We start from the raw sequence: 24,816 nt of genomic DNA on the forward strand, positions 1-24,816 counted from the left end.
GAACACGGAAGTTAAGCTCTCTAGCGCCGATGGTAGTTGGGACCTTGTCCCTGTGAGAGTAGGACGTCGCCAAGCAACTAAAAACACAAGTCATTTGACTTGTGTTTTTTTGTATTGTTAAAAAGAATGGGAAAGAAGTAATGGAAATACAAACACGTTGCCCAAGAGTTAATCATATTATATAAAAGATGGGTGTATATTTTTCTGTAAATTGTTAAGGATTAGAAGTATAAAATAGGTTCACTTAAATAGGGAGGGAAGATTATGAAATTACAAAGTGAAGTTTGTATTGTTTGTGAGACAAAAAGAAAAGAAGGTATATATGTTTATAATAATTTAATATGCCATGAATGTGAAAAGGATATGGTGAATACAGAGACAGATGATCCGAAATATATATATTATTTAAAGCAGCTTCGAAAATTAGAAGTATCATATTTTTAAATAGGCATATGCCTATTATTTTTTTTGTTCTGTATAATAGATAGAGAATGAATAATAAGGAAGAGATGTAGATGAATCAAAATCGTATGCCTTTATATGAGGCGTTAATAGAGTTTAAAGAAAGAGGGCCGTTATCCTTTCATGTTCCTGGTCATAAGAATGGTTTAAACTTCCCTCAGGAGGTAATAAGAGAGTTTAAAGGTATTCTATCTATTGATGTAACTGAATTAGCAGGACTAGATGATTTGCATAGTCCGTTTGAATGTATAGATGAGGCACAACAATTATTGGCTGAAGTTTATAATACAAAGAGAAGTTATTTTTTAATTAATGGTTCAACAGTCGGGAACTTAGCAATGATTTTGTCTTGTTGCGGGGAACATGATATTGTTCTTGTACAAAGAAATTGTCATAAATCAATTATTAATGGTTTAAAACTTGCGGGAGCAAATCCCATTTTTTTAGATCCATGGATTGATGAAGCTTATAACGTACCAGTGGGAGTTCGTAATGAAATTATTAAGAACGCAATTGGAAAGTATCCAAATGCGAAAGCACTTATTTTAACGCATCCTAATTATTATGGTATGGGGATGGATTTAGAGGCAAGCATCGCTTTTGCACATGCACATAAAATCCCTGTTTTGGTAGATGAGGCACATGGGGCACATCTATGTTTGGGAGAACCATTTCCGAAGTCAGCATTAACATATGGTGCAGATATTGTAGTTCATTCTGCACATAAAACATTACCCGCAATGACAATGGGTTCCTATTTACATATAAATAGTCATTTAGTAGACGAAGATAAGGTTACTACTTATTTAAGTATGCTACAATCTAGTAGTCCATCGTATCCAATTATGGCTTCCTTGGATATAGCACGCTTTACAATGGCGCGTATAAAAGAAGAAGGTCACAGTGAAATTGTTGAGTTTTTACGAAGATTTAAGGAACAATTACGTTCTATTCCCCAAATCGCCATTTTAGAATATCCGTTGCAAGATGAGTTAAAGGTCACCGTACAAACTCGTTGTCAGTTATCAGGGTACGAATTACAGTCTGTATTTGAAAAGGTCGGTATATATACAGAGATGGCTGATCCGTACAATGTCCTATTTATTTTACCCTTACAAGTAAATGAGGGATATATGAAGGTTATAGAGATGATCCGAGTAGCATTGCAACATTATGAGGTGAAAGACAAGAGGGAATCTATTCGTTATACTTATAATGGTGAATTCTCTCTTTTACCGTATACGTATAAACAACTAGACGGATATGAAACAAAGATAGTATCTATAGAAGAGGCTGTTGGAATGATTGCGGCGGAAATGGTGATTCCGTATCCGCCTGGAATTCCATTAATTATGTATGGAGAGAGAATTACTTCAGAGCATAAAGAGCAAATTATGTATTTAGAAAGAGCAGGAGCTCGTTTTCAAGGTAATACGAAATATATGAAAGTGTATGATATAGAAAGTAGGTTTTAGGATGAAGGGATTATTTGTAACAATTGAGGGCCCAGAAGGTTCAGGTAAAACAACGTTAATTAAAAGCTTATTGCCATATTTTGAACAAAAAGCACAGAAGGTAATGGCGACAAGGGAACCAGGCGGTATTGCAATTTCTGAGGACATTAGGACGATTTTACATAAACAAGAATATACGATGATGGAAGCACGTACAGAAGCGCTTCTTTATGCTGCTGCGCGCAGACAACATTTAGTAGAAAAAGTTATGCCAGCACTTAATGAGAACTACCTCGTGTTATGTGATCGTTTTATAGATAGCTCTTTAGCATACCAAGGCTATGCAAGAGGATTGGGTATGGATAAGGTATTTGAAATAAATCGTTTCGCAACAGAGGACTGTATGCCTAGTTTAACAATTTATCTAGACATTGAGCCTGAGGTTGGTTTGGCTCGGATTGAAAAAGATGCAGGACGTGAAGTAAATCGACTAGATATGGAAGATATCTCTTTCCATAAAAGTGTGCGCGAAGGGTATTTACAAGTTGTAGAACGTTTCTCGGATCGTATTGTATTGGTAAATGCTGATCAACCGATGGAAAAACTTATAGAAGAAGTTGTTCAGATTATAGAAGATAAATTGTTATAATAGAAGGAAAGAATGAAATAAGTGAGGTATGCATTATGACGAAGACGTGGGAGCAGCTTTCTGCTATACAACCCATCGGTGTAAAAATGTTGATGAATAGCATTGCAAAAGAGCGTATATCCCACGCTTACTTGTTAGAGGGAGGGAAAGGGACAGGAAAGTTTGCGACAGCAATTCAAATGGCAAAGAGTTTCCTCTGTTCTGAGCGGAATGGAGTAGAGCCCTGCCATGTATGTACAAACTGTAAGCGAATTGATTCAGGTAACCACCCTAACTTACATATTGTAAAACCAGACGGATTATCTATTAAGAAGCAGCAAATTCATGATTTACAAGAAGAGTTTTCCAAAACAGGATTAGAGGCAAATAAAAAAATATATATTATTGAGCACGCAGATCGTATGACAGCAAATGCGGCAAATACACTTTTGAAATTTTTAGAAGAACCAAGTAGTGATACAACTGCTATTTTACTTACTGAACAAAGTCATCAAATTTTAAATACGATTTTATCTCGCTGCCAAGTTGTTACGTTTAGACCGTTACCTACGGAATCTTTAATTAGAAGATTACAGGATGAAGGGATTACAGCATCTTTATCGACACTTGCTGCTCAACTTACAAATAGTTTTGATGAAGCTTTAGCTTTATGTAGTGATGAATGGTTTGCACAAGCACGAGCTTTAGTGATAAAATTATGTGAAGCGCTCGAAAAAGATAAAACCTCTATTTTTTTTGTACAAGAAAAATGGGGAAAACACTTTGGAGAGAAAGAACAATTACAGCAAGGTTTAGATATGTTACTCCTTATTTATAAGGATTTATTATATGTTCAACTTGGAGAAGAAGATCGTCTTGTTTTTCATGAGCAGAAAGAGATGTTTGAATCGTTTTCCTATGCTCAGAAGCGCATTGTATCAGCTCTCTTTAATATATTAGAGGCAAAAAATAGAATCAACGCTAATGTAAATGCGCAGCTTGTGTTCGAACAGTTAGTGTTGCGGTTGCAGGAGGGATGACCGTTTTGTATGATGTAGTAGGTGTTCGCTTTAAGAAGGCCGGAAAGGTATATTACTTTGATCCAAACCAGTTCGATATCTCTGAAAATGAGTTTGTCATTGTAGAAACGGTAAGAGGTATTGAATACGGAAAAGTAGTTATTACCAAAAAACAAGTTGATGAAAACGACGTTGTATTACCGCTAAAAAAGGTTATTCGTATTGCAAATGAAAATGATCGTACCATTGTTGAAGAGAACAAACATGCTGCCAAAGAAGCATATCAAGTCTGTCAACAAAAGGTAGTAGAGCATAATCTTGATATGAAACTTGTAGATGTAGAGTATACATTCGATCGTAATAAGATTATTTTCTATTTTACTGCGGATGGTCGGATCGATTTCCGCGAACTAGTGAAGGACTTAGCCGCAATTTTTAGAACAAGAATTGAACTAAGACAAATTGGTGTTCGTGATGAAGCGAAGATGCTAGGTGGTATTGGTCCATGTGGTCGTATGCTTTGTTGTTCTACTTTTTTAGGGGATTTTGAACCTGTATCCATTAAAATGGCAAAGGATCAAAATTTATCATTAAATCCTGCAAAAATCTCTGGTTTATGTGGTCGCTTAATGTGTTGCTTAAAATATGAGAATGATGAATATGAGGCAGCAAAGGAACAACTTCCTGATTTAGATCAACGTATACAAACCCCGCATGGTACTGGCCGTGTTATCGGATTAAATATTTTAGAAAGATTAATTCAAGTGGAACTAGTAGACAAGGAACGGATAGTAGAATATACGTTAGATGAGTTAGTGAATAAAGGGGTCGTTTCGAGTCAAACCACAGATTAATGAGGTGGGTGCTTGTGGAGAAAAAAGATATTTTTGAATCGGTTTCTAGTATGGAAGAGCAAATTGGACATTTATATAAACAGTTGGGAGAGTTAAAACAGCATCTTGCAGAGTTGTTGGAAGAAAACCAGCATATAAAAATGGAAAATAACAATTTGCGACACCGTTTTGAAGAAGTGCAGAATAAAGAAAAACAAAAAACTCAAAAACGTAAAGAAGTGAAGCCGAAAACAGATATTGGTGAAGGCTATGACAATTTAGCGAGACTATATCAAGAAGGTTTTCATATTTGCAATCTACATTATGGAAGTGTACGTAAAGAGGGAGATTGTTTGTTCTGTCTTTCATTCTTAAATAAAAAGTAAAATTACCTTTCCAATTATAATTGGAAAGGTAATTTTTTATACATGAAATAGGGTAGGTTAAGGGTAAGAAAAGGAGCAGTATATGAATTTATATGAAGATGAACGTTTAGATTACTTATTAGCACAAGACATGAAGATTATACAAAGCCCATCAGTATTTAATTTTTCTTTAGATGCCGTTTTACTTGCAGATTTTGCATGGGTACCAATTCAAAAGGGGAATTTACTTGATTTGTGTACAGGTAACGCGGTTGTTCCCCTTCTATTAAGTACAAGAACAAAAGGAAATATTACTGGTGTGGAAATTCAAGAACGCTTATATGATATGGGAGTAAGAAGTGTTCAATACAATGGGTTGGAAGAAAGAATTCACCTCATACATGGAGATTTGAAAGATATGCCAGAGAAACTTGGACGTCATCAATATGATGTTGTTACATGTAATCCACCATATTTTCAAACACCTCAAACTTCAGAGAAAAATATGAATGAACATTTAGCGATAGCTCGTCATGAAATTATGTGTACATTAGAAGATGTTGTATCTGCAAGTAGTCAGTTAGTAAAACAAGGTGGGAAAGTAGCGTTTGTACATCGTCCAGGGCGATTACTAGACATTGTCACATTAATGCGTAAATATAAAATTGAACCAAAGCGTGTGCAATTTGTTTATCCTAAGGTTGGAAAAGAAGCAAATACATTGTTAATTGAAGGAATTAAGGATGGAAATGCAGATTTGAAAATTTTACCGCCTCTCGTTGTATATGAGAACAATAACGAATATACAAAGGAGCTACGTTCAATTTTATATGGAGAAGAATAAGCACTTTTTTTATGTGGTAGAGTGCTCTGATGGAAGTTATTATGCTGGATATACAAACCATATAGAAAAGAGAATTCAGACTCATAATAGCGGCAAAGGGGCTAAGTATACACGCGTCAGGCTTCCTGTCGTTTTAAAATATGTAGAGACCCACGATGATAAGCGTACAGCTATGCAAGCGGAGTATTACTTTAAGCAATTAACGAGAAAACAAAAAGAGGCATATATGCAAAAAGGAGAACGCTATGTGGCAACAAAAAAGCTTTCAACAAAATGAAAAGGGAGTTTTATATTTAGTACCAACTCCTATTGGAAATCTAGAAGATATGACATTTCGTGCAATCCGAATTTTAAAAGAAGTTGATTTAATTGCTGCTGAAGATACGAGACAAACGAAAAAACTTTGTAATTATTTTGAAATTGAAACACCTGTCACGAGTTATCATGAGCACAATAAAGAAGTAAGTGGGAAGAAACTATTAGAGAAATTAGAGGATGGAAAGAATGTAGCACTTGTTAGTGACGCTGGTATGCCGTGTATTTCTGATCCAGGTTACGATATTGTCGTTGAGGCAGTAGCTGAGCAATATCATGTAATTCCGCTTCCTGGAGCAAATGCAGCCCTTACAGCATTAATTGCATCCGGTCTTGAAACAAAGCAGTTTTATTTCTATGGTTTCTTGCAGAGAAACAAAAAGGAACGGAAGATGGAGTTAGAAAAGCTTCGTTATGTACAAACTACAATGATGTTTTATGAAGCACCTCATCGTTTAGATGATACTTTAATTTCGATGCAGGAAGTGTTGGGAAATAGAGAGATTGTATTATGTCGAGAGTTAACGAAAAAATTTGAGGAATTTATTCGAGGAACAATCGAAGAAGCAATTGAGTGGACGAAGCAAAATGAAGTACGTGGTGAGTTTTGTATTTTAGTAGCTGGTTCAACAGAAGAACCTGCTCCAGAAGAACAATGGTGGGAATCTCTTTCGGTATATGATCATATTGAATATTATATAAATGAAAAAAGTATGAATTCAAAAGAAGCGATTAAAACAGTCGCTAAAGATCGAGATTTGTCGAAAAGAGATGTATATCAAATCTATCATGTCGATAAAAAATAAGCTTCTCATAATTGAGAAGCTTATTTTGCTGTTTCGATATAATCTTGAAGTTCGTTTAAGATTTGCTCAGCGCCTTCTTTGCTTAAGATGATTTTACCTTCAGCTAAAGAAAGGTTACCGTCAGATACTTCACCAGTTACTTGGCAAGTCATGTTTGGTTTATATTTCTTTAAGATGATTTTTTCGTCATCAACATAGATTTCAAGAGCGTCCTTTTCTGCAATACCTAAAGTACGGCGTAATTCGATTGGAATTACTACACGACCTAATTCATCAACTTTACGAACAATACCAGTAGATTTCATAATTTTTTTCCTCCTAAATAAATAGTTTATAAGTTTCGAGTCTATTTTTAGATTCGTCATTTTTCGACAAAATACCCTATGGACATATGATACCAATCATTTACATTTCCGTCAATTCTTAAATTCTATATTTTTTAAAAAGATTTATAGATTTCTTATTTCTTATATATAATAGATTGAGAGGAAATTCCACAATTATTTACATTATTTTCTGAAAAAAATAATAAATTAAAAGTGGATATTGTATATTTTTTTGAAATATGAGCAATAGATGATAAAGATATTGAGCATTAAGACCTAAATTGAAAATTAGGTTGGCGTAAAGAAGATAAGTTAGATTTGGGCTGCTCGTAAAAGCCCAATTAACGTGGGCTAATAATTAGTGGGGAGGAACAAAAACCCTACTGATTAAAGTTTCACTTTATATATGAGTTTTTGATATACTGTTTATAAATACATATGAGGTTATTCGGGAGGTCCAAAACAATGACAGAGGAAAATAAGTCCTTTTATATTACTACCCCAATTTATTATCCAAGTGGAAAATTACACATTGGACATGCTTATACGACAGTAGCAGGAGATGCGATGGCACGATATAAGCGTATGCAAGGTTATAATGTGCATTATTTAACAGGAACTGATGAACATGGACAGAAGATCCAAAAGAAAGCAGAAGAGTTAAATATTACGCCACAGGCATATGTTGATAACATTGTTGCAGGAATTAAAGAGCTTTGGGAGAAGATGGATATTTCTTATGATGATTTTATTCGTACAACTGAAGATCGTCATAAAGATGTTGTCGAAAAAATCTTTAAACAATTAGTAGATCAAGGTGACATTTATCTTGATGAATATGAAGGTTGGTATTCTGTACAAGATGAGACGTTCTATACAGAGCATCAATTAGTAGATCCAATTATGGAAGGCGACAAAGTAGTTGGAGGAAAAAGCCCAGATAGTGGTCATGATGTAGAACTTGTTCGTGAAGAATCTTATTTCTTTAGAATGGGTAAATATGTCGACAGACTATTAAAGTTCTATGAAGATAATCCACATTTCATTCAGCCGGAGTCTCGTAAAAATGAAATGATTAATAATTTTATTAAACCGGGATTAGAAGATTTAGCAGTTTCTCGTACTTCATTTGACTGGGGAGTTCGTGTTCCTGGTAACCCAAAACACGTTATTTACGTATGGGTTGACGCATTATCTAACTATATTACGGCGTTAGGTTATGGAACAGCAAATGAAGAGAAATATAAAAAATTCTGGCCTGCAGATGTGCATTTAGTTGGGAAAGAAATTGTTCGTTTCCATACAATTTATTGGCCGATAATTTTAATGGCATTAGATTTACCTCTTCCGAAGAAAGTCTTTGCTCATGGCTGGATTTTAATGAAGGATGGAAAGATGAGTAAGTCAAAAGGAAACGTAGTAGATCCAGTTACATTAATCGATCGTTACGGATTAGATGCATTACGTTATTACCTACTTCGTGAAGTTCCATTTGGATCTGATGGCGTATTTACACCAGAAGGATTTGTGGAGCGTATTAATTTCGACTTAGCAAATGACTTAGGTAATTTATTAAATCGTACAGTAGCTATGATTGATAAGTACTTTAACGGAGAAATCCCTGCATTTAAAGCAAATGTGACGGAATTTGATGAAACGTTAGTAGCGTTTGCACAAGATACTTTGAAAAAAGTAGAAGAAGCAATGGAGAATATGGAGTTCTCTGTAGCGTTAGGATCTATTTGGCAACTAGTTAGTCGTACGAATAAATATATTGATGAAACACAACCATGGGTATTAGCAAAAGATGAGAATGATCGTGAAAAGTTAGCCTCTGTAATGGCTCATTTAGCAGAAGTACTTCGTCAAACAGGTATTATGCTTATGCCATTCTTAACAGTAGCACCAAGCAAGATGTTTGCTCAGCTTGGCCTTACTGATGAAGCTCATAAATCTTGGGAAAGTCTATCTACAATTGGCTGCATTCCAGCTGGAACAAAAGTAGAAAAAGGAAACCCAATTTTCCCTCGTTTAGAAATGGAAGTGGAAGTAGAGTACATTAAAGAACAAATGAAAAGCTCTGCTCCTAAAGTAGAAGAGAAAAAAGAAGAAGAACCGAAGGCAGAAGAAATTACAATTGATGATTTCTTTAAAGTAGAATTACGCGTAGCTGAAGTACTATCTGCTGAACCTGTGAAAAAAGCAGACAAGCTGTTAAAAATTCAACTAGACTTAGGTACAGAAAAGCGTCAAGTTGTTTCTGGAATTGCAAAATTCTATTCGCCGGAAGACTTAAAAGGTAAAAAGGTTATTTGTGTAACAAACTTAAAACCTGTAAAATTACGCGGTGAATTATCGCAAGGTATGATTTTAGCGGGTGAAGAGAATGGCGTATTGTCATTAGCATCAATTGACCAAAATCTACCAAATGGTACAAAAATCAAGTAATTAAGACAAGAAAAGAGATGTTTCACGTGTAACATGTGTGAAGCGTCTTTTTTCTTTTTACACTCTCTATTTTTGCATTAAGATTGTAGTATTGTTATCGTTAAGTTATTAAAGAACTTATTTTTGTAGAATAAACTTGATTTCAATATAAAAGGAGTTATGTATTATGTTGTTTGATACACATTCACATTTGAATGCAGAGCAATTCGAAGGGGATTTGCAAGAGGTTATTGCCCGAATGAAAGAAGCGGGAGTTACTTATACAGTTGTTGTTGGTTTTGATGAAGTAACGATAAAAAAGGCGATGGAATTAGCTGAAGCCTATGATTTTATTTACGCTGCGGTTGGGTGGCACCCAGTTGATGCAATCGACATGACAGAAGAACATTTAGCTTGGTTAGAAGAACTTGCTTCTCATCCTAAAGTCGTTGCACTTGGAGAAATGGGCTTAGATTATCACTGGGATAAGTCTCCAAAAGAAATACAGAAAGAAGTATTCCGTAAACAAATTGCATTAGCGAAAAAAGTAAAATTGCCGATTATTATACATAACCGCGATGCAACTCAAGATATTGTTGATATTCTAGAAGAAGAGAATGCAGCTGAAGTAGGAGGCATTATGCATTGCTTTAGCGGCAGCGTAGAGGTAGCAGAGCGATGTGTTGATATGAACTTTTTAATTTCGTTAGGTGGACCAGTTACATTTAAAAACGCTAAGAAGCCGAAAGAGGTTGCTACGGAGATTCCATTAGAGAAATTGTTAATAGAGACGGATTGTCCGTATTTAACACCGCATCCATTTCGAGGGAAACGAAATGAACCGAGTTATGTAAAACTCGTGGCAGAAGAAATTGCGAATTTAAAAGGAATTTCTTATGAGGAAGTAGCAGAAATGACAACTAAAAATGCAAAAGTTTTATTTGGTGTTGAATAAAAAAGAATGGGGAAACCTGTTCTTTTTTATTTTGAGAAAAACTAGTAGAAGTGATGAAGAAAATAAATGTGAATGATGAAGTGTTACAATAAGGACAGAGAACAAAGATTTTTCTATTCTATTTTTTAAAATATAAGAATGGGGAAAATAATAATGGAAAAGTCGTCATTTTTTTGTTTTACTAAGTAGAGACGAAATGAGTGTGGAGGCAAGCATGAAAATAAAAGAGATTATCGTTGTAGAAGGTAAAGATGATACAGTTGCGATTAAGCGTGCTGTTGATGCGGATACAATTGAAACGAACGGTTCAGCAATCGGTGATCATGTTATTGAGCAAGTTAAATTAGCGCAGCAAAAAAGGGGCGTTATTATTTTCACAGATCCGGATTATCCTGGAGAGCGTATTCGAAAAATTATTTCTGACAAGGTTCCTGGCTGTAAGCATGCCTTTTTACCGAAGGAAGAAGCGCTTGCTAAAAGGAAAAAGGGTGTTGGGATCGAACACGCTTCTAATGAGTCGATTCGCCGCGCTCTAGAGAATATACATGAAGAAATGGAAGCTTACACAAGTGAAATTAGTTGGAGTGATTTAGTCGATGCAGGCTTAGTGGGCGGAGAAATGGCAAAGAGCCGCAGAGAAAGAATGGGTAAGCTATTAAAGATTGGTTATACAAATGCAAAACAGTTACATAAACGATTACAGATGTTTCAAGTTTCAAAGGAATCATTTGCAGAAGCTTATAAGCAAGTAATACAGGAGGAAAAAAAATGAAGGATATCGCAACGCCAAATCGTACAAAAGACATTGTTGAAAAGTATGGATTTTCATTCAAAAAAAGTTTAGGACAAAACTTTTTAATTGATACAAATGTATTAAATCGTATTGTCGATCATGCAGAAATTGGTTCAGAAAGTGGTGCAATTGAAATTGGACCAGGTATTGGTGCATTAACAGAGCAATTAGCAAAGCGTGCTAAAAAAGTAGTGGCTTTTGAAATTGATCAAAGACTATTACCAATTTTAGATGAGACGTTAGCGCCATATGGTAACGTTACAGTTATTAATAAAGACGTACTAAAAGCAGATGTACATGAAGTATTTAATGAGCAATTTGAAGAAGGGCAAGATGTAATGGTAGTAGCTAACTTACCATACTATATTACAACGCCAATTTTATTTAAATTGCTTGAAGAAAAGTTACCAGTTCGTGGATTTGTTGTTATGATGCAAAAAGAAGTTGGAGATCGTTTAGCTGCTAAACCTGGAACGAAAGAGTATGGTTCTTTATCGATTGCTATTCAGTATTATACAGAAGTTGAAACAGTTATGACTGTACCGCGTACAGTGTTTGTACCACAGCCAAATGTTGATTCTGCAATTATTCGCCTTCTAAAGCGTCCGAAACCGGTTGTAGAGGTGACAGATGAAACATTCTTCTTTGAAGTAGTACGAGCAAGTTTCGCACAGCGCCGTAAAACTTTGATGAATAATTTATCAAATAATTTAAATGGTTTCCCGAAAGATAAGGAATTATTGGATCGAATTTTAACAGAAGTAGGAATTGATCCAAAGCGAAGAGGCGAAACGCTATCTATTGAAGAGTTTGCAACATTAAGTAATGCATTAGTTCTTCATAAATTATCATAAGAATATGAAAGGGACAGTTCAAGTTGAACTGTCCCTTTTGTCACCTTTCTCTCTTTAAATTCATACTTTAAAAACAGGTAAGATGGCCTAATGAGTTTGGAGGTAGGAGAATGGTTTTACATGTTGGAGAATTAGTGGAACGATATTCTCATAAGAGGGATATTCTTTTTCGTATTATAGAAATAAAAGGCGAGATAGCTATATTGTTTGGAGAGGAAATTAGACTGGTGGCGGATGCGCCACTTGAAGATTTAATTAGTATAGATCAAAGAGAACATAAAAAAAGGGTGAAGCGTGAGAAAGAAACAATGGAGCGCACGTATCGTTTGTTTCAACAAGATTATGTACTGATGAAACAAAGGCATGAACATACTTCAACTGGTGGATACACAAGTGAGGTGAATTATTTTCAAATGCCGGGACGTGTATTGCATATAGATGGAGACCCTTTATATTTGCGCAAGTGCTTAGATTTATATAATAAAATTGGCGTTCCTGTTCAAGGTATTCATTGTAAAGAAACGGAGATGCATGAAAAAGTAGTAGACTTAATAGATCACTTTCGCCCAGACATTCTCGTTATTACAGGGCATGATGCATATACAAAATCAAAAGGAGTGAAGGGAGATTTAGCGGCATATAGGCATTCAAGACATTTTGTACAGGCTGTTCGTGAAGTGCGAAAAAAATATCCATCATTGGATCAACTTGTTATTTTTGCTGGGGCATGTCAATCACATTTTGAGGCACTAATTCGTGCAGGGGCCAATTTCGCTAGTTCACCATCTAGAATTAATATTCATGCACTAGATCCTGTATATGTAGTTGGTAAAATTAGTTTTACTTCATTTATGGAGAGAGTCAATGTATGGGATGTCGTACGTAATACAATTACTGGTGAAAAGGGACTAGGTGGAATTGAAACGAGAGGGATTTTACGAACGGGATTACCTTTTCAACATTACGAAGAGTAAGCAGGATACATATGTATCTTGCTTTTTTGTATGGAAGGATTTAAATGAATTTGGATAAAAAGAGGTAAGAACGTGCAGACTACGTAATGATACTTTTACAATATAGTATTTCTTCTATCTATTCAAACGCAGGATGATATTAGCTGTGAATCGCGGTTAATAATTAGGATAGATATATCGTGCTTTAAGTGTTCAATCTAAATTACAGCGAGGTGTAGCGAAGTATATGTCAAAACGTTTAGATGAAATTAAAAGCGAATTAGATCACCATCTTGGACAGCGACTTATGTTAAAAGCAAATAGTGGAAGAAGAAAAACTGTGGAGCAATCAGGTGTACTAGCAGAAACATACCGTTCCGTTTTTGTTGTACAATTAGATCAACAAGAAGATGCGTTGCAACGTGTATCTTATAGTTATGCAGATGTTTTAACAGAGACAGTAGAGTTAACATTTTATGGAGACCCTCATAATGAGGTCATTTTATAATCCGTATATCATTACATATATTCCCATAAATGAAAAGCTATATTATTTTGCATACTAACTATACCGTAGCAAAATAAGGAGGGACTCTGCATTGAGTAGACGAAGAGGTGTCATGTCAAACCAATTTAAAGAAGAGCTAGCAAAAGAGCTTGGCTTTTATGATGTTGTTCAGAAAGAAGGATGGGGCGGAATTCGTGCGAAAGATGCTGGTAACATGGTGAAACGTGCTATAGAAATTGCAGAACAGCAATTAATGAAACGAAACCAGTAGTTGTAAGATACTTTCTATGCTACGGTAGCCGAGGAGACATTCCTCGGCTTTTTGTACTCTAAAAGGTGCCATCATTTTACATAAGTAGTTTCATTCTGAATGCTTTTCGTTATAATTAGGGAAGTGTCATCGTCTTACTATAAATTTATGGTAAAATAAACGATAAAAGATTGAGTACATAGAGTGGGTGAATAGATTGAAGCTACTAGTGAAAGCACCAGCAAAGATTAATCTGTCGTTAGATGTACTGGGAAAAAGACAAGACGGATATCATGAAGTGAAAATGATTATGACAACCATTGATTTAGCAGATCGTCTAGAACTAACGGAATTAGCAGAAGACCGTATTGAAATTTTATCCCATAATCGGTATGTCCCAGACGACCAACGAAATTTAGCTTATCAGGCAGCGAAATTATTAAAAGAGAAGTTTAATGTAAAAAAAGGTGTATCTATTACTATTGAAAAAACGATTCCAGTAGCAGCTGGATTAGCAGGTGGAAGTAGTGATGCAGCAGCCACATTACGTGGTCTTAATAAATTATGGAATTTAGGGCTTACAATTGATGAGTTAGCAGAGCTTGGCGCAGAAATTGGATCAGATGTATCGTTCTGTGTATACGGAGGCACAGCAATTGCCACTGGAAGAGGAGAGAAAATTGAGCATATAAAGACTCCGCCTTCTTGTTGGGTTATTTTAGCGAAACCACATATAGGTGTATCTACTGCTGATGTGTATGGAAATTTAAAGTTAAATCGAGTTACACATCCGAATGTAGATAAAATGGTTGATGTCATAAATTCTGGTGATTATAAAGGAATTTGTGATACTGTTGGTAACGTTTTAGAAGATGTAACATTTGGAATGCATCCTGAAGTTGCCCGTATTAAATCACAGATGAAGCGATTTGGAGCGGATGCTGTATTAATGAGTGGAAGTGGTCCAACTGTATTTGGACTTGTACACCATGATTCACGAATGCATCGCATTTATAACGGATTAAAAGGATTTTGTGAACAAGTCTATGCGGTACGTTTATTAGGAGAGCGAGAAACGCTTGAATAAAGACGTATAATACGTTATGATTTGTTTAGAATATTCGTGATTTGAGGTGAGAGTATGAAAATTAGAAGAAGTACAAGATTAGTCGATATGACTTATTACTTGCTACAAAACCCTCGTCAGCTAGTATCTCTCACTTTTTTTGCTGAAAGGTATCAATCGGCTAAGTCTTCCATTAGTGAAGATTTAGTTATTATTAAGCAAACGTTTGAACAACAAGGGGTCGGCACATTGCAAACGATACCAGGAGCAGCAGGAGGAGTGAAATATATACCGTATATAAGTGAAGAAGAGGCAGATCTAATTATTGATGAGCTTTGTGGCTTATTTGAAAACCCAGATCGTATTTTGCCTGGCGGTTACTTATACATGACAGATTTATTGAGTAATCCTCGCCATATTAATGGCGCAGGTCGTTTGTTTGCTTCTGTTTTTGCTAGGCAACCAATTGATGCAGTTATGACGGTGGCAACGAAGGGGATTCCACTTGCTTATGCAGTGGCAAATTACTTAGATGTACCAGTTGTAATTGCAAGGAAAGATAATAAGGTAACAGAAGGTCCGACTGTTAGTATTAACTATGTGTCGGGTTCTTCTAAACGAATTCAAACAATGACGTTAGCAAAACGCAGTCTTCCAGAAGGGTCGAATGTTTTAATTATTGATGACTTCATGAAAGCTGGCGGAACAATTCAAGGTATGATGAGTATGTTAGAAGAGTTCAAGGCTAATGTTGTTGGTATTGGTGTATTAGTAGAATCCACAGATATTGAAGAACGACTAATTAATAATTTTGTATCATTAATTCGTCTATCGGAAGTTGATGTGAAAGAAAAAACGATTCAAGTGGAAAAAGGGAATTATTCTCTTGCGCCATTTGATGAAGGGCTTGTAGAGGCGGAATAAAAGATAGAGCAGATAGCTCTATCTTTTTTTATTTTATTTATAGATTATAAAATAGATGGACAAACTGCCTTTCGTACACTATTTTTAAAGAGTAAAATAAATAATAAAAGGGTGAAAAGTATGAAAGTTGTTCAAACAAGCAAGGCACCACAAGCAATTGGACCTTATTCACAGGGGATTATTGTAAATAACATGTTCTATAGCTCAGGACAAATTCCATTGACGGCAAATGGGGAGCTTGTAACAGGAGATGTAACAGTACAAACAGAACAAGTATTTCAAAATTTACAAGCGGTATTAGAGGAAGCAGGTGCTTCATTTGATACAGTCGTAAAAACAACAGTATTTTTAAAGGACATGGATGATTTTAATGCTGTGAATGAAGTGTATAGCTCTTATTTCTCTACTCATAAACCAGCTCGATCTTGTGTGCAAGTAGCAAAATTACCGAAAGATGTTTCCGTTGAAATTGAAGTAATCGCCCTAGTTAAGTAACCTTTTGTAAGCGATAACCTCCACTAATCTCTATATTCAACTACTTTAAAAATTTTTATCTTAAAAATTTTTAAAAAATTAAAGGGAAAATAGAAAATTTGTGGAATTTATACAAATATATCGCTTATTTAGAAAAGGGTGGTGAACACAAGATGGAAGTGACTGACGTAAGATTACGCCGCGTAAACACAGAAGGCCGCATGAGAGCAATTGCCTCTATTACTCTAGACCATGAATTTGTTGTTCATGATATTCGTGTAATTGATGGTAATAATGGATTATTTGTAGCAATGCCAAGTAAACGTACTCCAGATGGAGAGTTCCGTGACATTGCACATCCAATTAATTCTGGTACACGCTCTAAAATTCAAGATGCGGTTTTAACAGAGTATCATCGTTTAGGCGAGTTAGAAGAGGTTGAGTTTGAAGAAGCGGGTGCTTCGTAAAATTCGAATGAAAAGGGCTTTTGACAAAAAGCCTTATAATTTTGTAGCAAACTCCTGTAAGCATTTACAGGAGTTTGTTTTTTTTGCTTTATATTTGGAAACTGCACAATTTATTAACATAAAAAGAAGAAACTACTAATTTTTTCAAAATCATTTTAAATAGTATAGCTTATTTCTTAAAAAAGATACTAAAGAGTAAAACATCTTATAAGAATTATGGTAAAATTTAATAGTTAAAATGTGTTTCTTGAAATATATGATGATTTAGGATAATATCTTTAATGGATAAATAGGTTGCGATGGAGGGTCTATATGTCAAACAGATTTGCAGTGATTCTAGCTGCAGGTAAAGGCACACGTATGAAGTCTAAGCTATACAAAGTGCTGCATCCTGTATGTGGAAAACCTATGGTACAACACGTAGTCGATCAAGTATCTCAATTAGGATTGCAGAAACTTGTAACGGTTGTTGGACATGGTGCTGAAATGGTACAAGAACAGCTAGGGAACGTAAGTGAATTTGCATTACAAGCAGAACAACTTGGTACAGCACATGCTGTAGATCAAGCTGCAAGTGTACTTGCAAATGAAGAAGGAACAACTTTAGTTATTTGTGGTGATACGCCTCTAATAACTGCTGAAACAATGGAAGCATTACTTCAGCAACATAAAGAAGCAGGAGCAATGGCGACGGTGCTAACAGCATACATAGAAGAGCCTGCTGGATATGGCCGTATTGTTCGTAATGAGAATGGTCATGTTGAAAAGATTGTTGAGCATAAAGATGCAAATGAGAAAGAATTAGCTATTAAAGAAATCAATACAGGTACGTATTGTTTTGATAATAAGGCTTTATTTGCTTCACTTTCTAAAGTTTCAAATGATAACGTGCAAGGTGAATATTACCTTCCAGATGTTATTGAGATTTTAAAAAATGAAGGTCATATCGTATCAGCTTATCAAACAGAGCAGTTCGACGAAACGTTAGGTGTTAACGACAGAGTCGCTCTATCGCAAGCGGAAATTATTATGAAAAACCGTATCAACCGAAAGAACATGGTAAACGGTGTTACAATTATTGATCCAAGTAACACTTATATTTCTGCTGATGCAGTTATCGGTAGTGATACAGTTCTTCATCCAGGAACAATTATTGAGGGGAACACTGTAATTGGCTCTGATTGTGAAATTGGACCGCATACAGTAATTCGCGATAGTGAAATTGGAGATCGTACGACAATTCGACAATCTACTGTACATGATAGTAAGCTTGGTACAGAAGTATCGGTTGGTCCATTTGCACATATTCGCCCAGATTCAGTTATTGGAGACGAAGTACGCGTTGGAAACTTCGTGGAAATCAAAAAAACTGTCTTTGGTAATAGAAGTAAAGCTTCACACTTGAGTTATATCGGGGATGCACAAGTTGGAGAAGACGTGAATCTTGGTTGTGGTTCAATTACGGTGAACTATGACGGTAAGAATAAATTCAAAACTGTGATTGGTAATGGGGTATTTATTGGATGTAATTCAAACCTTGTTGCTCCAGTAACAGTTGAAGATGGTGCTTATGTGGCAGCAGGCTCTACAATTACAGAGAATGTTCCATCAAAAGCATTATCGGTAGCACGTGCACGTCAAGTTAACAAAGAAGACTATGTTGATCAATTGCTGAATAAGAAAAAATCATAATGTGGAGGGTTAATCTAGATGTCGACTCAATATCTAAATTCTAATTTGAAAGTATTCTCTTTAAACTCTAATAAGGAACTTGCTGAGCAGATTGCAAAGCATATTGGAGTAGGGCTAGGAAAATGTTCTGTTGATCGTTTTAGTGATGGAGAAGTTCAAATTAACATTGAAGAAAGTATCCGTGGTTGCGATGTATTCATTATTCAATCTACAAGCTTCCCAGTAAACGAACATATCATGGAATTACTTATTATGATTGATGCATTAAAACGTGCATCTGCGAAAACAATTAATATTGTTATTCCTTACTATGGTTATGCGCGTCAAGACCGTAAAGCGCGTTCTCGTGAACCAATTACATCGAAACTTGTAGCAAACTTGCTTGAAACAGCAGGTGCAACTCGTGTAATCACTCTAGATTTACATGCTCCACAAATTCAAGGGTTCTTTGATATCCCAATCGACCACTTAATGGGTGTACCGATTCTTTCAGATTACTTTGAAACAAAAGGTCTTAAAGATATCGTAATCGTGTCTCCTGACCATGGTGGTGTAACTCGTGCAAGAAAAATGGCAGATCGTCTAAAAGCGCCAATCGCTATTATTGATAAGCGTCGTCCTCGCCCGAACGTATCAGAGGTAATGAACATTATCGGTAATATTGAAGGTAAAACAGCGATTTTAATTGATGACATCATTGATACAGCTGGTACAATTACATTAGCAGCAAACGCTCTTGTTGAGAACGGTGCTTCTGAAGTATATGCTTGCTGTACACACCCAGTATTATCTGGTCCAGCAATTGAGCGTATTCAAAATTCAAATATTAAAGAGTTAGTTGTAACGAACTCTATCGTATTACCAGAAGAGAAGAAAATCGACAAAGTACATGAACTTTCAGTTGCTCCATTAATCGGAGAAGCAATCATTCGTGTATACGAAGAAGAATCTGTGAGTGTATTATTCAATTAATTGGATAGAATGAGACGTAACCAAAATTGGTTACGTCTTTTCGTATCGAAAAAAGAAAGTAGTGGTACAAGAATGAAATTGATAGTAGGACTTGGGAACCCAGGTAGAGAATATGAATTAACAAGGCATAATATTGGATTTATGGCCATTGATGAACTTGCGAAGCGTTGGAACATTTCTTTGAATGAACAAAAATTTAAAGGTGTATTTGGTGCAGGGTTTGTTAATGGAGAAAAGGTAATCTTATTAAAGCCGCTAACATACATGAACTTATCTGGGGAAAGTATTCGTCCACTCATGGATTATTATAAAATTGATGTTGAGGACTTCGTTGTTATGTACGACGATTTGGACATTCCTGTAGGTAAATTGCGTCTTCGCATGAAAGGTAGTGCTGGTGGACATAATGGTGTAAAGTCAACGATTTCGCACCTAGGAACACAAGAATTTCAACGTATCCGTATGGGAATCGATCGCCCGAAAAATGGAATGAAGGTAGTCGATTATGTATTAGGACGCTTTACATCTGAAGAGATTCCGGATGTTAACCATTCTATTGAAAAAGCAGCGGATGCATGTGAAGAGTGGCTAAATAAGCCTTTTCTCCAAATCATGAATACTTTCAATAGTTAAAAATGAGATTGGGAATATTTCTCTTTTGTTTTACCCATACTAGTAGTAATTGAATTTTTAGGAGGCTAGTATGGAAGGGTATTATTATTGCAGACACTGCGGAGGTAATGTAGGCTCCATTAACGCAGAAAAAGTATATAGCGACGTTTTATTTCAACTAACAGAGCAAGAAGTAGTAGAAATGATTCATTTTCATGAGAATGGAAATATATATATAAAAACGATTTGTGAATCGTGTCAAGAAACGCTCGCATCTTATCCTGAGTATTATGAGTATGAAAAATTTCTGCAATAAAATGTTGTCGCTTTGGCATGTCCAAAGCATTTTTCTGTTTTCCTTTTCCAAAATATTTGCATAAAATAGAATGACTTGCTCTTTATGTTGAGAGGAGTTTTAAAAATGATAGGTTTATTAGAGCAATTTTATAAAAATGAAGAGATACAATCGGTTATTAATGGATTAGAAGATGGGTTAAAAGAACAACTTATATCAGGGATGGCAACGTCTTCTCGTTCGTTATTAATGGCGGCTTTATATAAAAAAACAAAAAAATCACAATTAATCGTGACACATAACTTATACCAAGCACAAAAAGTACATGAAGATTTAGTGGCATTACTTGGTGAAAAAGATGTGTGGCTATATCCAGTGAATGAACTGATAGCATCGGAAATTGGGGTTGCAAGTCCAGAATTGAAGGCGCAACGTATAGAAGTGTTAAATCGCTTGGCTGCGGGAGAGAATGGAATCATTGTAGCGCCAGTGGCAGGATTGCGTAGATTTTTACCAATAAAAGAATTGTGGAAGCAAAAGCAAGTTGAAATCAATCTAGGGCAAGAGATTGATTTAGATGCGCTCTTGCATACTTTACATCATATTGGCTATGAACGTAAGTCGATGGTAGAAGCTCCAGGGGAGTTCAGTTTGCGTGGGGGAATATTAGATATTTATCCTTTAACTGAAGAACTACCATTTCGTATTGAATTCTTTGATACAGAAGTCGATTCTATTCGATTATTTGATGTGGATGAACAGCGTTCTCAAGGTAAAAAAGAAAGCGTTAGGTTTGGTCCGGCAACAGAGTTTTTATTTTCACAGGAAGAATTAAAATCAGGAATTCAGCATCTTGAAGAAGGTTTAACTAAGACGATGCAAAAACTTTCTGATGATAAACTAAAGACTACAGTGCTTGAGACGGTAAGTCATGAAATTGAGATGTTGAAAAACGGGCAAAGTATAGAACAGATGTTTAAATACTTATCTATTTTCTATAAAGAACCTGCTAGTCTGATAGATTATTTACCAGAAGACGGTGTTGTAATTTTAGACGAGATTTCCCGTATTCAAGAAACAGCATCGCATCTTGAAACAGAAGAGGCGGAATGGTATATATCACTTCTTGGTGAAGGAACAATTATTCAAGATTTATCTTTCTCTCACCCATTCGAGGGGTTTCTTCATCATAAAAAAAGAAGTTTTGTATATTTAACGTTATTCTTGCGTCATATCGCACACACACATCCGCAAAATATTGTTAATGTAACATGTAAAACAATGCAAGATTTCCATGGACAGATGAATTTGTTAAAAACAGAAATTGATAGATGGAATGAAGGGCATTTTACGACTGTTGTACTTGGAACAGATGATGAACGTGTGAAAAAATTACAACATATTTTAAGTGATTATGATATTGAGGCAGATATTGTAGAAGGTACAGATATCTTATTGCCTGGAAGGTTACAAATTGCTGTAGGTGATTTACATGCAGGATTTGAAATGCCGATGCAAAAGCTTGTTGTCATTACTGAAAAGGAGCTTTTTCATAAGAAAGTTAAAAAATCACAACGTAAACAAAAGTTATCGAATGCTGAACGTATTAAAAGTTATTCGGAATTAAAAGTTGGAGATTATGTAGTTCACGTAAATCATGGTATAGGTAAATTTTTAGGTATTGAGACATTAGAGATTAATGGTGTTCACAAAGATTATTTAAATATTAAATATCAAGGTAATGATAAGCTATACGTTCCAATTGAACAAATTGATCAAGTCCAAAAATATGTGGGATCTGAAGGTAAGGATCCGAAAGTTTATAAATTAGGCGGTAATGATTGGAAAAAGGTTAAAACGAAAGTTGAAAAATCTGTACAAGACATTGCGGATGACCTAATTAAACTATATGCTGAGCGCGAAGCTTCAAAAGGCTATGCATATACGCCAGATACGGCAGAACAACAAGAGTTCGAATCCTCTTTCCCATATCAAGAGACAGAGGATCAGTTACGTTCTATTGACGAGATTAAAAAAGATATGGAACGCGGACGCCCGATGGATAGGCTCCTTTGTGGTGACGTAGGGTATGGAAAGACTGAAGTGGCTATTCGTGCGGCATTTAAAGCAATTATGGATGAAAAACAAGTTGCAATTTTAGTACCGACAACGATTCTTGCGCAGCAACACTATGAAACAATTCGAGAGCGTTTTCAAGATTATCCGATCAATATAGGCTTATTAAGTAGATTCCGTACGAGAAAACAACAAAATGAAACAATTAAGGGCTTAAAGGATGGAACAGTAGATATCGTAATCGGAACACATCGTATTTTATCTAAAGATGTTACGTATAAAGATTTAGGGCTTCTTATTATTGATGAAGAACAAAGATTTGGTGTAACACATAAAGAAAAAATTAAACAATTGAAGGCAAATGTTGACGTATTAACATTAACGGCAACTCCGATTCCGCGGACGCTTCATATGTCTATGCTTGGTGTGCGCGACTTATCTGTTATTGAGACACCACCAGAAAATCGTTTCCCAGTCCAAACGTATGTAGTCGAGTATAATCCAGCGTTAATGCGAGAGGCAATAGAGCGAGAGCTTGCAAGAGGTGGTCAAGTTTACTTCCTATATAACCGTGTAGAGGATATTGAAAGAAAAGCAGATGAAATTTCGATGTTAGTTCCAGATGCCCGCGTAACGTACGCACATGGGAAAATGAACGAAAGCGAATTAGAGTCTGTTATGCTATCATTTTTAGAAGGACAGCATGATGTTCTTGTAAGTACAACAATTATTGAGACGGGTGTAGATATTCCGAATGTAAATACGTTAATTGTATTTGATGCAGATCGTATGGGATTATCACAGTTGTATCAGCTTCGTGGGCGTGTTGGACGTTCTAATCGTGTTGCGTATGCATACTTTGCATATAAACGTGACAAAGTGCTGTCAGAGGTTGCAGAGAAGCGTCTACAAGCAATTAAAGAGTTCACGGAACTTGGATCTGGTTTCAAAATTGCGATGAGAGATTTATCTATTCGTGGAGCAGGTAATTTGTTAGGGGCAGAACAGCATGGATTTATTGATTCTGTCGGATTTGATCTATATTCGCAAATGTTAAAAGATGCAATTGAACAGCGTAGAGGAACAGATGGGGCTGAAAATATAGTTAATGTTGAAATTGACTTAGAGGTAGATGCATATTTACCAGATGCTTATATTTCAGATAGTAAGCAAAAAATTATGATGTATAAACAATTTAGAGGTGTTTCTGCAATTGAGGATATTGAAGAATTGCAGGAAGAAATGATCGATAGATTTGGCGATTATCCACAAGAAGTTGGTTATTTATTACAAATTGCAAATATTAAAGTGTTGGCAATGAAAGAACAAATTGAATTAATTAAGCAGAATAAATTTGAAGTAACATTCCTGTTTTCTGAACAAGCAAGTCAAAATATTGATGGTGGAAAATTATTCATGCTCGGAAATAGTTTTGGACGTATGATCGGTTTAGGAATGGAAGGATCACAATTGAAAATTGTTATGAAAACAAATGGCTTAGAGACATCGAAGTGGTTAACAATTGCTGAAAATTTATTAAAAGGCTTACCAGATGTAAAAAAAGAAGTAATAAATGCCTAAAATAAGATAAAAAAATACAATTCGACGTGCATAGAAGAACTAATGTGTAAAATACTATGTCTAACAGTTGGTGATTTTTACATGAACAGGTAAATTCACCACTTTGATCATCAGTAGAAAGTGAGGCAGCATTAGAATGAAAGCAACTGGAATCGTACGTCGAATTGATGATTTAGGCAGGGTAGTAATCCCGAAGGAAATTCGTAGAACTTTACGTATTCGAGAAGGAGACCCACTAGAAATATTTGTTGATCGCGATGGAGAGGTAATTTTAAAGAAATATTCTCCAATTAGTGAGCTAGGTGATTTTGCAAAAGAATATGCTGATGCTTTATATGACAGCTTAGGACATAATGTGCTTGTGTGTGATCGAGATTCTATCATCGCAGTATCAGGCGTATCGAAAAAAGAATACTTAAATAAAAGTGTTGGCGATCTAATTGAAAAAACGATGGAAGAACGAAAGTCTGTTATTATGACGGATGAAAGTGATATTTCCATTATTGATGGTGTAACAGAAAAGGTTCATTCTTATACAGTTGGACCGATTGTTGCAAACGGAGATCCGATTGGAGCCGTCATTATTTTTTCAAAAGAAGCCATTATAAGCGAGATCGAGCATAAAGCGGTTAATACTGCTGCCAGTTTCTTAGCGAAACAAATGGAACAGTAAGGGTATATTGATTTTAGAAGTAGCAATCTTTCCTAATTATGATCTTTCTTTTTGAGAAATCAATTATTTGGAGATATATGTATATTGAATGAAGGTAGCACTTTGCTACCTTTTTTCGTTGAATATTTTTAACATTTAGGAACTCATTATTACCCGTGTTGGTAAGGGAGTTTGTTCTTTTCTTTATGATAT

27 protein-coding genes are annotated in these 24,816 nt (G+C 35.5%); 26 read left to right on the forward strand and 1 reads right to left on the reverse strand.

Annotated elements, in window-relative coordinates; all coding sequences use genetic code 11:
* The first annotated feature begins 264 nt into the window (after positions 1-264).
* The 9 genes from ACTFR3_RS27865 (at position 265) to rsmI (ending at position 6,726) form a co-directional block, all read left to right on the forward strand.
* Complete coding sequence (locus ACTFR3_RS27865; protein ID WP_000776278.1) at positions 265-444, forward strand: sigma factor G inhibitor Gin; 180 nt, start codon at positions 265-267, stop codon at positions 442-444.
* 71 nt (positions 445-515) lie between these two features.
* Positions 516-1,937: an aminotransferase class I/II-fold pyridoxal phosphate-dependent enzyme gene (locus ACTFR3_RS27870; protein WP_001075304.1), complete on the forward strand. Its 1,422-nt coding sequence runs from the start codon at positions 516-518 to the stop codon at positions 1,935-1,937.
* 1 nt (position 1,938) lies between these two features.
* Positions 1,939-2,565 (forward strand): dTMP kinase, encoded by a 627-nt coding sequence (gene tmk, locus ACTFR3_RS27875; RefSeq protein ID WP_000677221.1) that lies wholly within the window; start codon positions 1,939-1,941, stop codon positions 2,563-2,565.
* Between the two features lie 35 nt (positions 2,566-2,600).
* Positions 2,601-3,584, forward strand: coding sequence for a DNA polymerase III subunit delta' (gene holB, locus ACTFR3_RS27880; RefSeq protein ID WP_000169561.1), 984 nt, complete (start codon positions 2,601-2,603; stop codon positions 3,582-3,584).
* 5 nt (positions 3,585-3,589) lie between these two features.
* A complete protein-coding gene (locus ACTFR3_RS27885) occupies positions 3,590-4,417 on the forward strand; it encodes a PSP1 domain-containing protein (protein ID WP_000272429.1) in 828 nt (275 codons plus the stop codon).
* Between the two features lie 14 nt (positions 4,418-4,431).
* Positions 4,432-4,782 carry a DNA replication initiation control protein YabA gene (yabA, locus tag ACTFR3_RS27890; RefSeq protein WP_000412063.1) on the forward strand — a complete coding sequence of 117 codons (351 nt, stop codon included), beginning with the start codon at positions 4,432-4,434 and terminating at the stop codon, positions 4,780-4,782.
* An 82-nt stretch (positions 4,783-4,864) separates the two neighbouring features.
* The gene (locus ACTFR3_RS27895; protein ID WP_001055366.1) at positions 4,865-5,605 is read left to right on the forward strand and encodes a tRNA1(Val) (adenine(37)-N6)-methyltransferase; all 741 of its coding nucleotides are present in this window, start codon (positions 4,865-4,867) and stop codon (positions 5,603-5,605) included.
* The gene (locus tag ACTFR3_RS27900) at positions 5,592-5,882 is read left to right on the forward strand and encodes a GIY-YIG nuclease family protein (protein ID WP_000414350.1); all 291 of its coding nucleotides are present in this window, start codon (positions 5,592-5,594) and stop codon (positions 5,880-5,882) included. The genes ACTFR3_RS27895 and ACTFR3_RS27900 overlap by 14 nt, the downstream gene beginning before the upstream one ends.
* Positions 5,851-6,726 (forward strand): 16S rRNA (cytidine(1402)-2'-O)-methyltransferase, encoded by an 876-nt coding sequence (gene rsmI, locus ACTFR3_RS27905; RefSeq protein ID WP_000267821.1) that lies wholly within the window; start codon positions 5,851-5,853, stop codon positions 6,724-6,726. The genes ACTFR3_RS27900 and rsmI overlap by 32 nt, the downstream gene beginning before the upstream one ends.
* A gap of 20 nt (positions 6,727-6,746) precedes the next feature.
* Here the strand turns inward: rsmI and ACTFR3_RS27910 are convergent, their stop codons facing one another.
* Positions 6,747-7,031 carry an AbrB/MazE/SpoVT family DNA-binding domain-containing protein gene (locus tag ACTFR3_RS27910; protein WP_000843036.1) on the reverse strand — a complete coding sequence of 95 codons (285 nt, stop codon included), beginning with the start codon at positions 7,029-7,031 and terminating at the stop codon, positions 6,747-6,749.
* Between the two features lie 486 nt (positions 7,032-7,517).
* On the opposite strand from ACTFR3_RS27910, the gene metG reads away from it, so the two are divergent.
* The 17 genes from metG (at position 7,518) to spoVT (ending at position 24,624) form a co-directional block, all read left to right on the forward strand.
* Positions 7,518-9,500, forward strand: a complete 1,983-nt coding sequence (metG, locus tag ACTFR3_RS27915) for a methionine--tRNA ligase (protein WP_000134132.1) — start codon at positions 7,518-7,520, stop codon at positions 9,498-9,500.
* A 166-nt stretch (positions 9,501-9,666) separates the two neighbouring features.
* Positions 9,667-10,434 carry a TatD family hydrolase gene (locus ACTFR3_RS27920; RefSeq protein WP_000895851.1) on the forward strand — a complete coding sequence of 256 codons (768 nt, stop codon included), beginning with the start codon at positions 9,667-9,669 and terminating at the stop codon, positions 10,432-10,434.
* 214 nt (positions 10,435-10,648) lie between these two features.
* Entirely contained in the window at positions 10,649-11,206 is a 558-nt protein-coding gene (rnmV, locus tag ACTFR3_RS27925) for a ribonuclease M5 (RefSeq protein ID WP_000692835.1), read from the forward strand.
* Positions 11,203-12,081, forward strand: coding sequence for a 16S rRNA (adenine(1518)-N(6)/adenine(1519)-N(6))-dimethyltransferase RsmA (rsmA, locus tag ACTFR3_RS27930; RefSeq protein WP_000651548.1), 879 nt, complete (start codon positions 11,203-11,205; stop codon positions 12,079-12,081). The genes rnmV and rsmA overlap by 4 nt, the downstream gene beginning before the upstream one ends.
* Positions 12,082-12,191: 110 nt before the next feature.
* Positions 12,192-13,055 (forward strand): sporulation peptidase YabG, encoded by an 864-nt coding sequence (yabG, locus tag ACTFR3_RS27935; RefSeq protein WP_000242868.1) that lies wholly within the window; start codon positions 12,192-12,194, stop codon positions 13,053-13,055.
* Between the two features lie 226 nt (positions 13,056-13,281).
* Entirely contained in the window at positions 13,282-13,542 is a 261-nt protein-coding gene (gene veg, locus ACTFR3_RS27940) for a biofilm formation stimulator Veg (RefSeq protein WP_000044347.1), read from the forward strand.
* A gap of 91 nt (positions 13,543-13,633) precedes the next feature.
* Complete coding sequence (gene sspF / locus ACTFR3_RS27945; RefSeq protein WP_002094215.1) at positions 13,634-13,813, forward strand: acid-soluble spore protein SspF; 180 nt, start codon at positions 13,634-13,636, stop codon at positions 13,811-13,813.
* A 196-nt stretch (positions 13,814-14,009) separates the two neighbouring features.
* Complete coding sequence (gene ispE, locus ACTFR3_RS27950; RefSeq protein WP_000772104.1) at positions 14,010-14,879, forward strand: 4-(cytidine 5'-diphospho)-2-C-methyl-D-erythritol kinase; 870 nt, start codon at positions 14,010-14,012, stop codon at positions 14,877-14,879.
* A 54-nt stretch (positions 14,880-14,933) separates the two neighbouring features.
* On the forward strand, positions 14,934-15,782 hold the full coding sequence (gene purR / locus ACTFR3_RS27955) for a pur operon repressor (protein ID WP_000702466.1): 849 nt from the start codon (positions 14,934-14,936) through the stop codon (positions 15,780-15,782).
* 120 nt (positions 15,783-15,902) lie between these two features.
* Positions 15,903-16,277 carry a RidA family protein gene (locus ACTFR3_RS27960; RefSeq protein WP_000869815.1) on the forward strand — a complete coding sequence of 125 codons (375 nt, stop codon included), beginning with the start codon at positions 15,903-15,905 and terminating at the stop codon, positions 16,275-16,277.
* A gap of 152 nt (positions 16,278-16,429) precedes the next feature.
* Entirely contained in the window at positions 16,430-16,723 is a 294-nt protein-coding gene (gene spoVG / locus ACTFR3_RS27965; protein ID WP_000454041.1) for a septation regulator SpoVG, read from the forward strand.
* A gap of 312 nt (positions 16,724-17,035) precedes the next feature.
* Positions 17,036-18,415, forward strand: coding sequence for a bifunctional UDP-N-acetylglucosamine diphosphorylase/glucosamine-1-phosphate N-acetyltransferase GlmU (glmU, locus tag ACTFR3_RS27970; RefSeq protein ID WP_000071041.1), 1,380 nt, complete (start codon positions 17,036-17,038; stop codon positions 18,413-18,415).
* An 18-nt stretch (positions 18,416-18,433) separates the two neighbouring features.
* Positions 18,434-19,387 carry a ribose-phosphate diphosphokinase gene (locus tag ACTFR3_RS27975; RefSeq protein ID WP_000107420.1) on the forward strand — a complete coding sequence of 318 codons (954 nt, stop codon included), beginning with the start codon at positions 18,434-18,436 and terminating at the stop codon, positions 19,385-19,387.
* Positions 19,388-19,459: 72 nt separating this feature from the next.
* Positions 19,460-20,020, forward strand: a complete 561-nt coding sequence (gene pth / locus ACTFR3_RS27980) for an aminoacyl-tRNA hydrolase (RefSeq protein ID WP_000767702.1) — start codon at positions 19,460-19,462, stop codon at positions 20,018-20,020.
* A 70-nt stretch (positions 20,021-20,090) separates the two neighbouring features.
* Positions 20,091-20,315 (forward strand): anti-sigma-F factor Fin family protein, encoded by a 225-nt coding sequence (locus ACTFR3_RS27985; protein WP_000399438.1) that lies wholly within the window; start codon positions 20,091-20,093, stop codon positions 20,313-20,315.
* A 105-nt stretch (positions 20,316-20,420) separates the two neighbouring features.
* On the forward strand, positions 20,421-23,951 hold the full coding sequence (mfd, locus tag ACTFR3_RS27990; protein WP_000579688.1) for a transcription-repair coupling factor: 3,531 nt from the start codon (positions 20,421-20,423) through the stop codon (positions 23,949-23,951).
* A 136-nt stretch (positions 23,952-24,087) separates the two neighbouring features.
* Positions 24,088-24,624 carry a stage V sporulation protein T gene (gene spoVT, locus ACTFR3_RS27995; RefSeq protein ID WP_000648302.1) on the forward strand — a complete coding sequence of 179 codons (537 nt, stop codon included), beginning with the start codon at positions 24,088-24,090 and terminating at the stop codon, positions 24,622-24,624.
* Positions 24,625-24,816: the final 192 nt, after the last annotated feature.

This window comes from Bacillus cereus group sp. MYBK14-1 (assembly GCF_051916885.1).
Classification (GTDB): domain Bacteria; phylum Bacillota; class Bacilli; order Bacillales; family Bacillaceae_G; genus Bacillus_A; species Bacillus_A cereus.

Coding starts and splice junctions, on each gene's coding strand:
- mfd (WP_000579688.1), top strand. CDS start 20,421: ATGATAGGTTTATTAGAGCAATTTTATAAAAATGAAGAGATACAATCG.
- ACTFR3_RS27865 (WP_000776278.1), top strand. CDS start 265: ATGAAATTACAAAGTGAAGTTTGTATTGTTTGTGAGACAAAAAGAAAA.
- pth (WP_000767702.1), top strand. CDS start 19,460: ATGAAATTGATAGTAGGACTTGGGAACCCAGGTAGAGAATATGAATTA.
- ACTFR3_RS27900 (WP_000414350.1), top strand. CDS start 5,592: ATGGAGAAGAATAAGCACTTTTTTTATGTGGTAGAGTGCTCTGATGGA.
- ACTFR3_RS27975 (WP_000107420.1), top strand. CDS start 18,434: ATGTCGACTCAATATCTAAATTCTAATTTGAAAGTATTCTCTTTAAAC.
- yabG (WP_000242868.1), top strand. CDS start 12,192: ATGGTTTTACATGTTGGAGAATTAGTGGAACGATATTCTCATAAGAGG.
- ACTFR3_RS27985 (WP_000399438.1), top strand. CDS start 20,091: ATGGAAGGGTATTATTATTGCAGACACTGCGGAGGTAATGTAGGCTCC.
- metG (WP_000134132.1), top strand. CDS start 7,518: ATGACAGAGGAAAATAAGTCCTTTTATATTACTACCCCAATTTATTAT.
- rsmA (WP_000651548.1), top strand. CDS start 11,203: ATGAAGGATATCGCAACGCCAAATCGTACAAAAGACATTGTTGAAAAG.
- glmU (WP_000071041.1), top strand. CDS start 17,036: ATGTCAAACAGATTTGCAGTGATTCTAGCTGCAGGTAAAGGCACACGT.
- rnmV (WP_000692835.1), top strand. CDS start 10,649: ATGAAAATAAAAGAGATTATCGTTGTAGAAGGTAAAGATGATACAGTT.
- ACTFR3_RS27895 (WP_001055366.1), top strand. CDS start 4,865: ATGAATTTATATGAAGATGAACGTTTAGATTACTTATTAGCACAAGAC.
- spoVT (WP_000648302.1), top strand. CDS start 24,088: ATGAAAGCAACTGGAATCGTACGTCGAATTGATGATTTAGGCAGGGTA.
- purR (WP_000702466.1), top strand. CDS start 14,934: ATGAAAATTAGAAGAAGTACAAGATTAGTCGATATGACTTATTACTTG.
- ACTFR3_RS27910 (WP_000843036.1), bottom strand. CDS start 7,031: ATGAAATCTACTGGTATTGTTCGTAAAGTTGATGAATTAGGTCGTGTA.
- spoVG (WP_000454041.1), top strand. CDS start 16,430: ATGGAAGTGACTGACGTAAGATTACGCCGCGTAAACACAGAAGGCCGC.
- ACTFR3_RS27870 (WP_001075304.1), top strand. CDS start 516: ATGAATCAAAATCGTATGCCTTTATATGAGGCGTTAATAGAGTTTAAA.
- ACTFR3_RS27920 (WP_000895851.1), top strand. CDS start 9,667: ATGTTGTTTGATACACATTCACATTTGAATGCAGAGCAATTCGAAGGG.
- tmk (WP_000677221.1), top strand. CDS start 1,939: ATGAAGGGATTATTTGTAACAATTGAGGGCCCAGAAGGTTCAGGTAAA.
- ACTFR3_RS27960 (WP_000869815.1), top strand. CDS start 15,903: ATGAAAGTTGTTCAAACAAGCAAGGCACCACAAGCAATTGGACCTTAT.
- rsmI (WP_000267821.1), top strand. CDS start 5,851: ATGTGGCAACAAAAAAGCTTTCAACAAAATGAAAAGGGAGTTTTATAT.
- veg (WP_000044347.1), top strand. CDS start 13,282: ATGTCAAAACGTTTAGATGAAATTAAAAGCGAATTAGATCACCATCTT.
- holB (WP_000169561.1), top strand. CDS start 2,601: ATGACGAAGACGTGGGAGCAGCTTTCTGCTATACAACCCATCGGTGTA.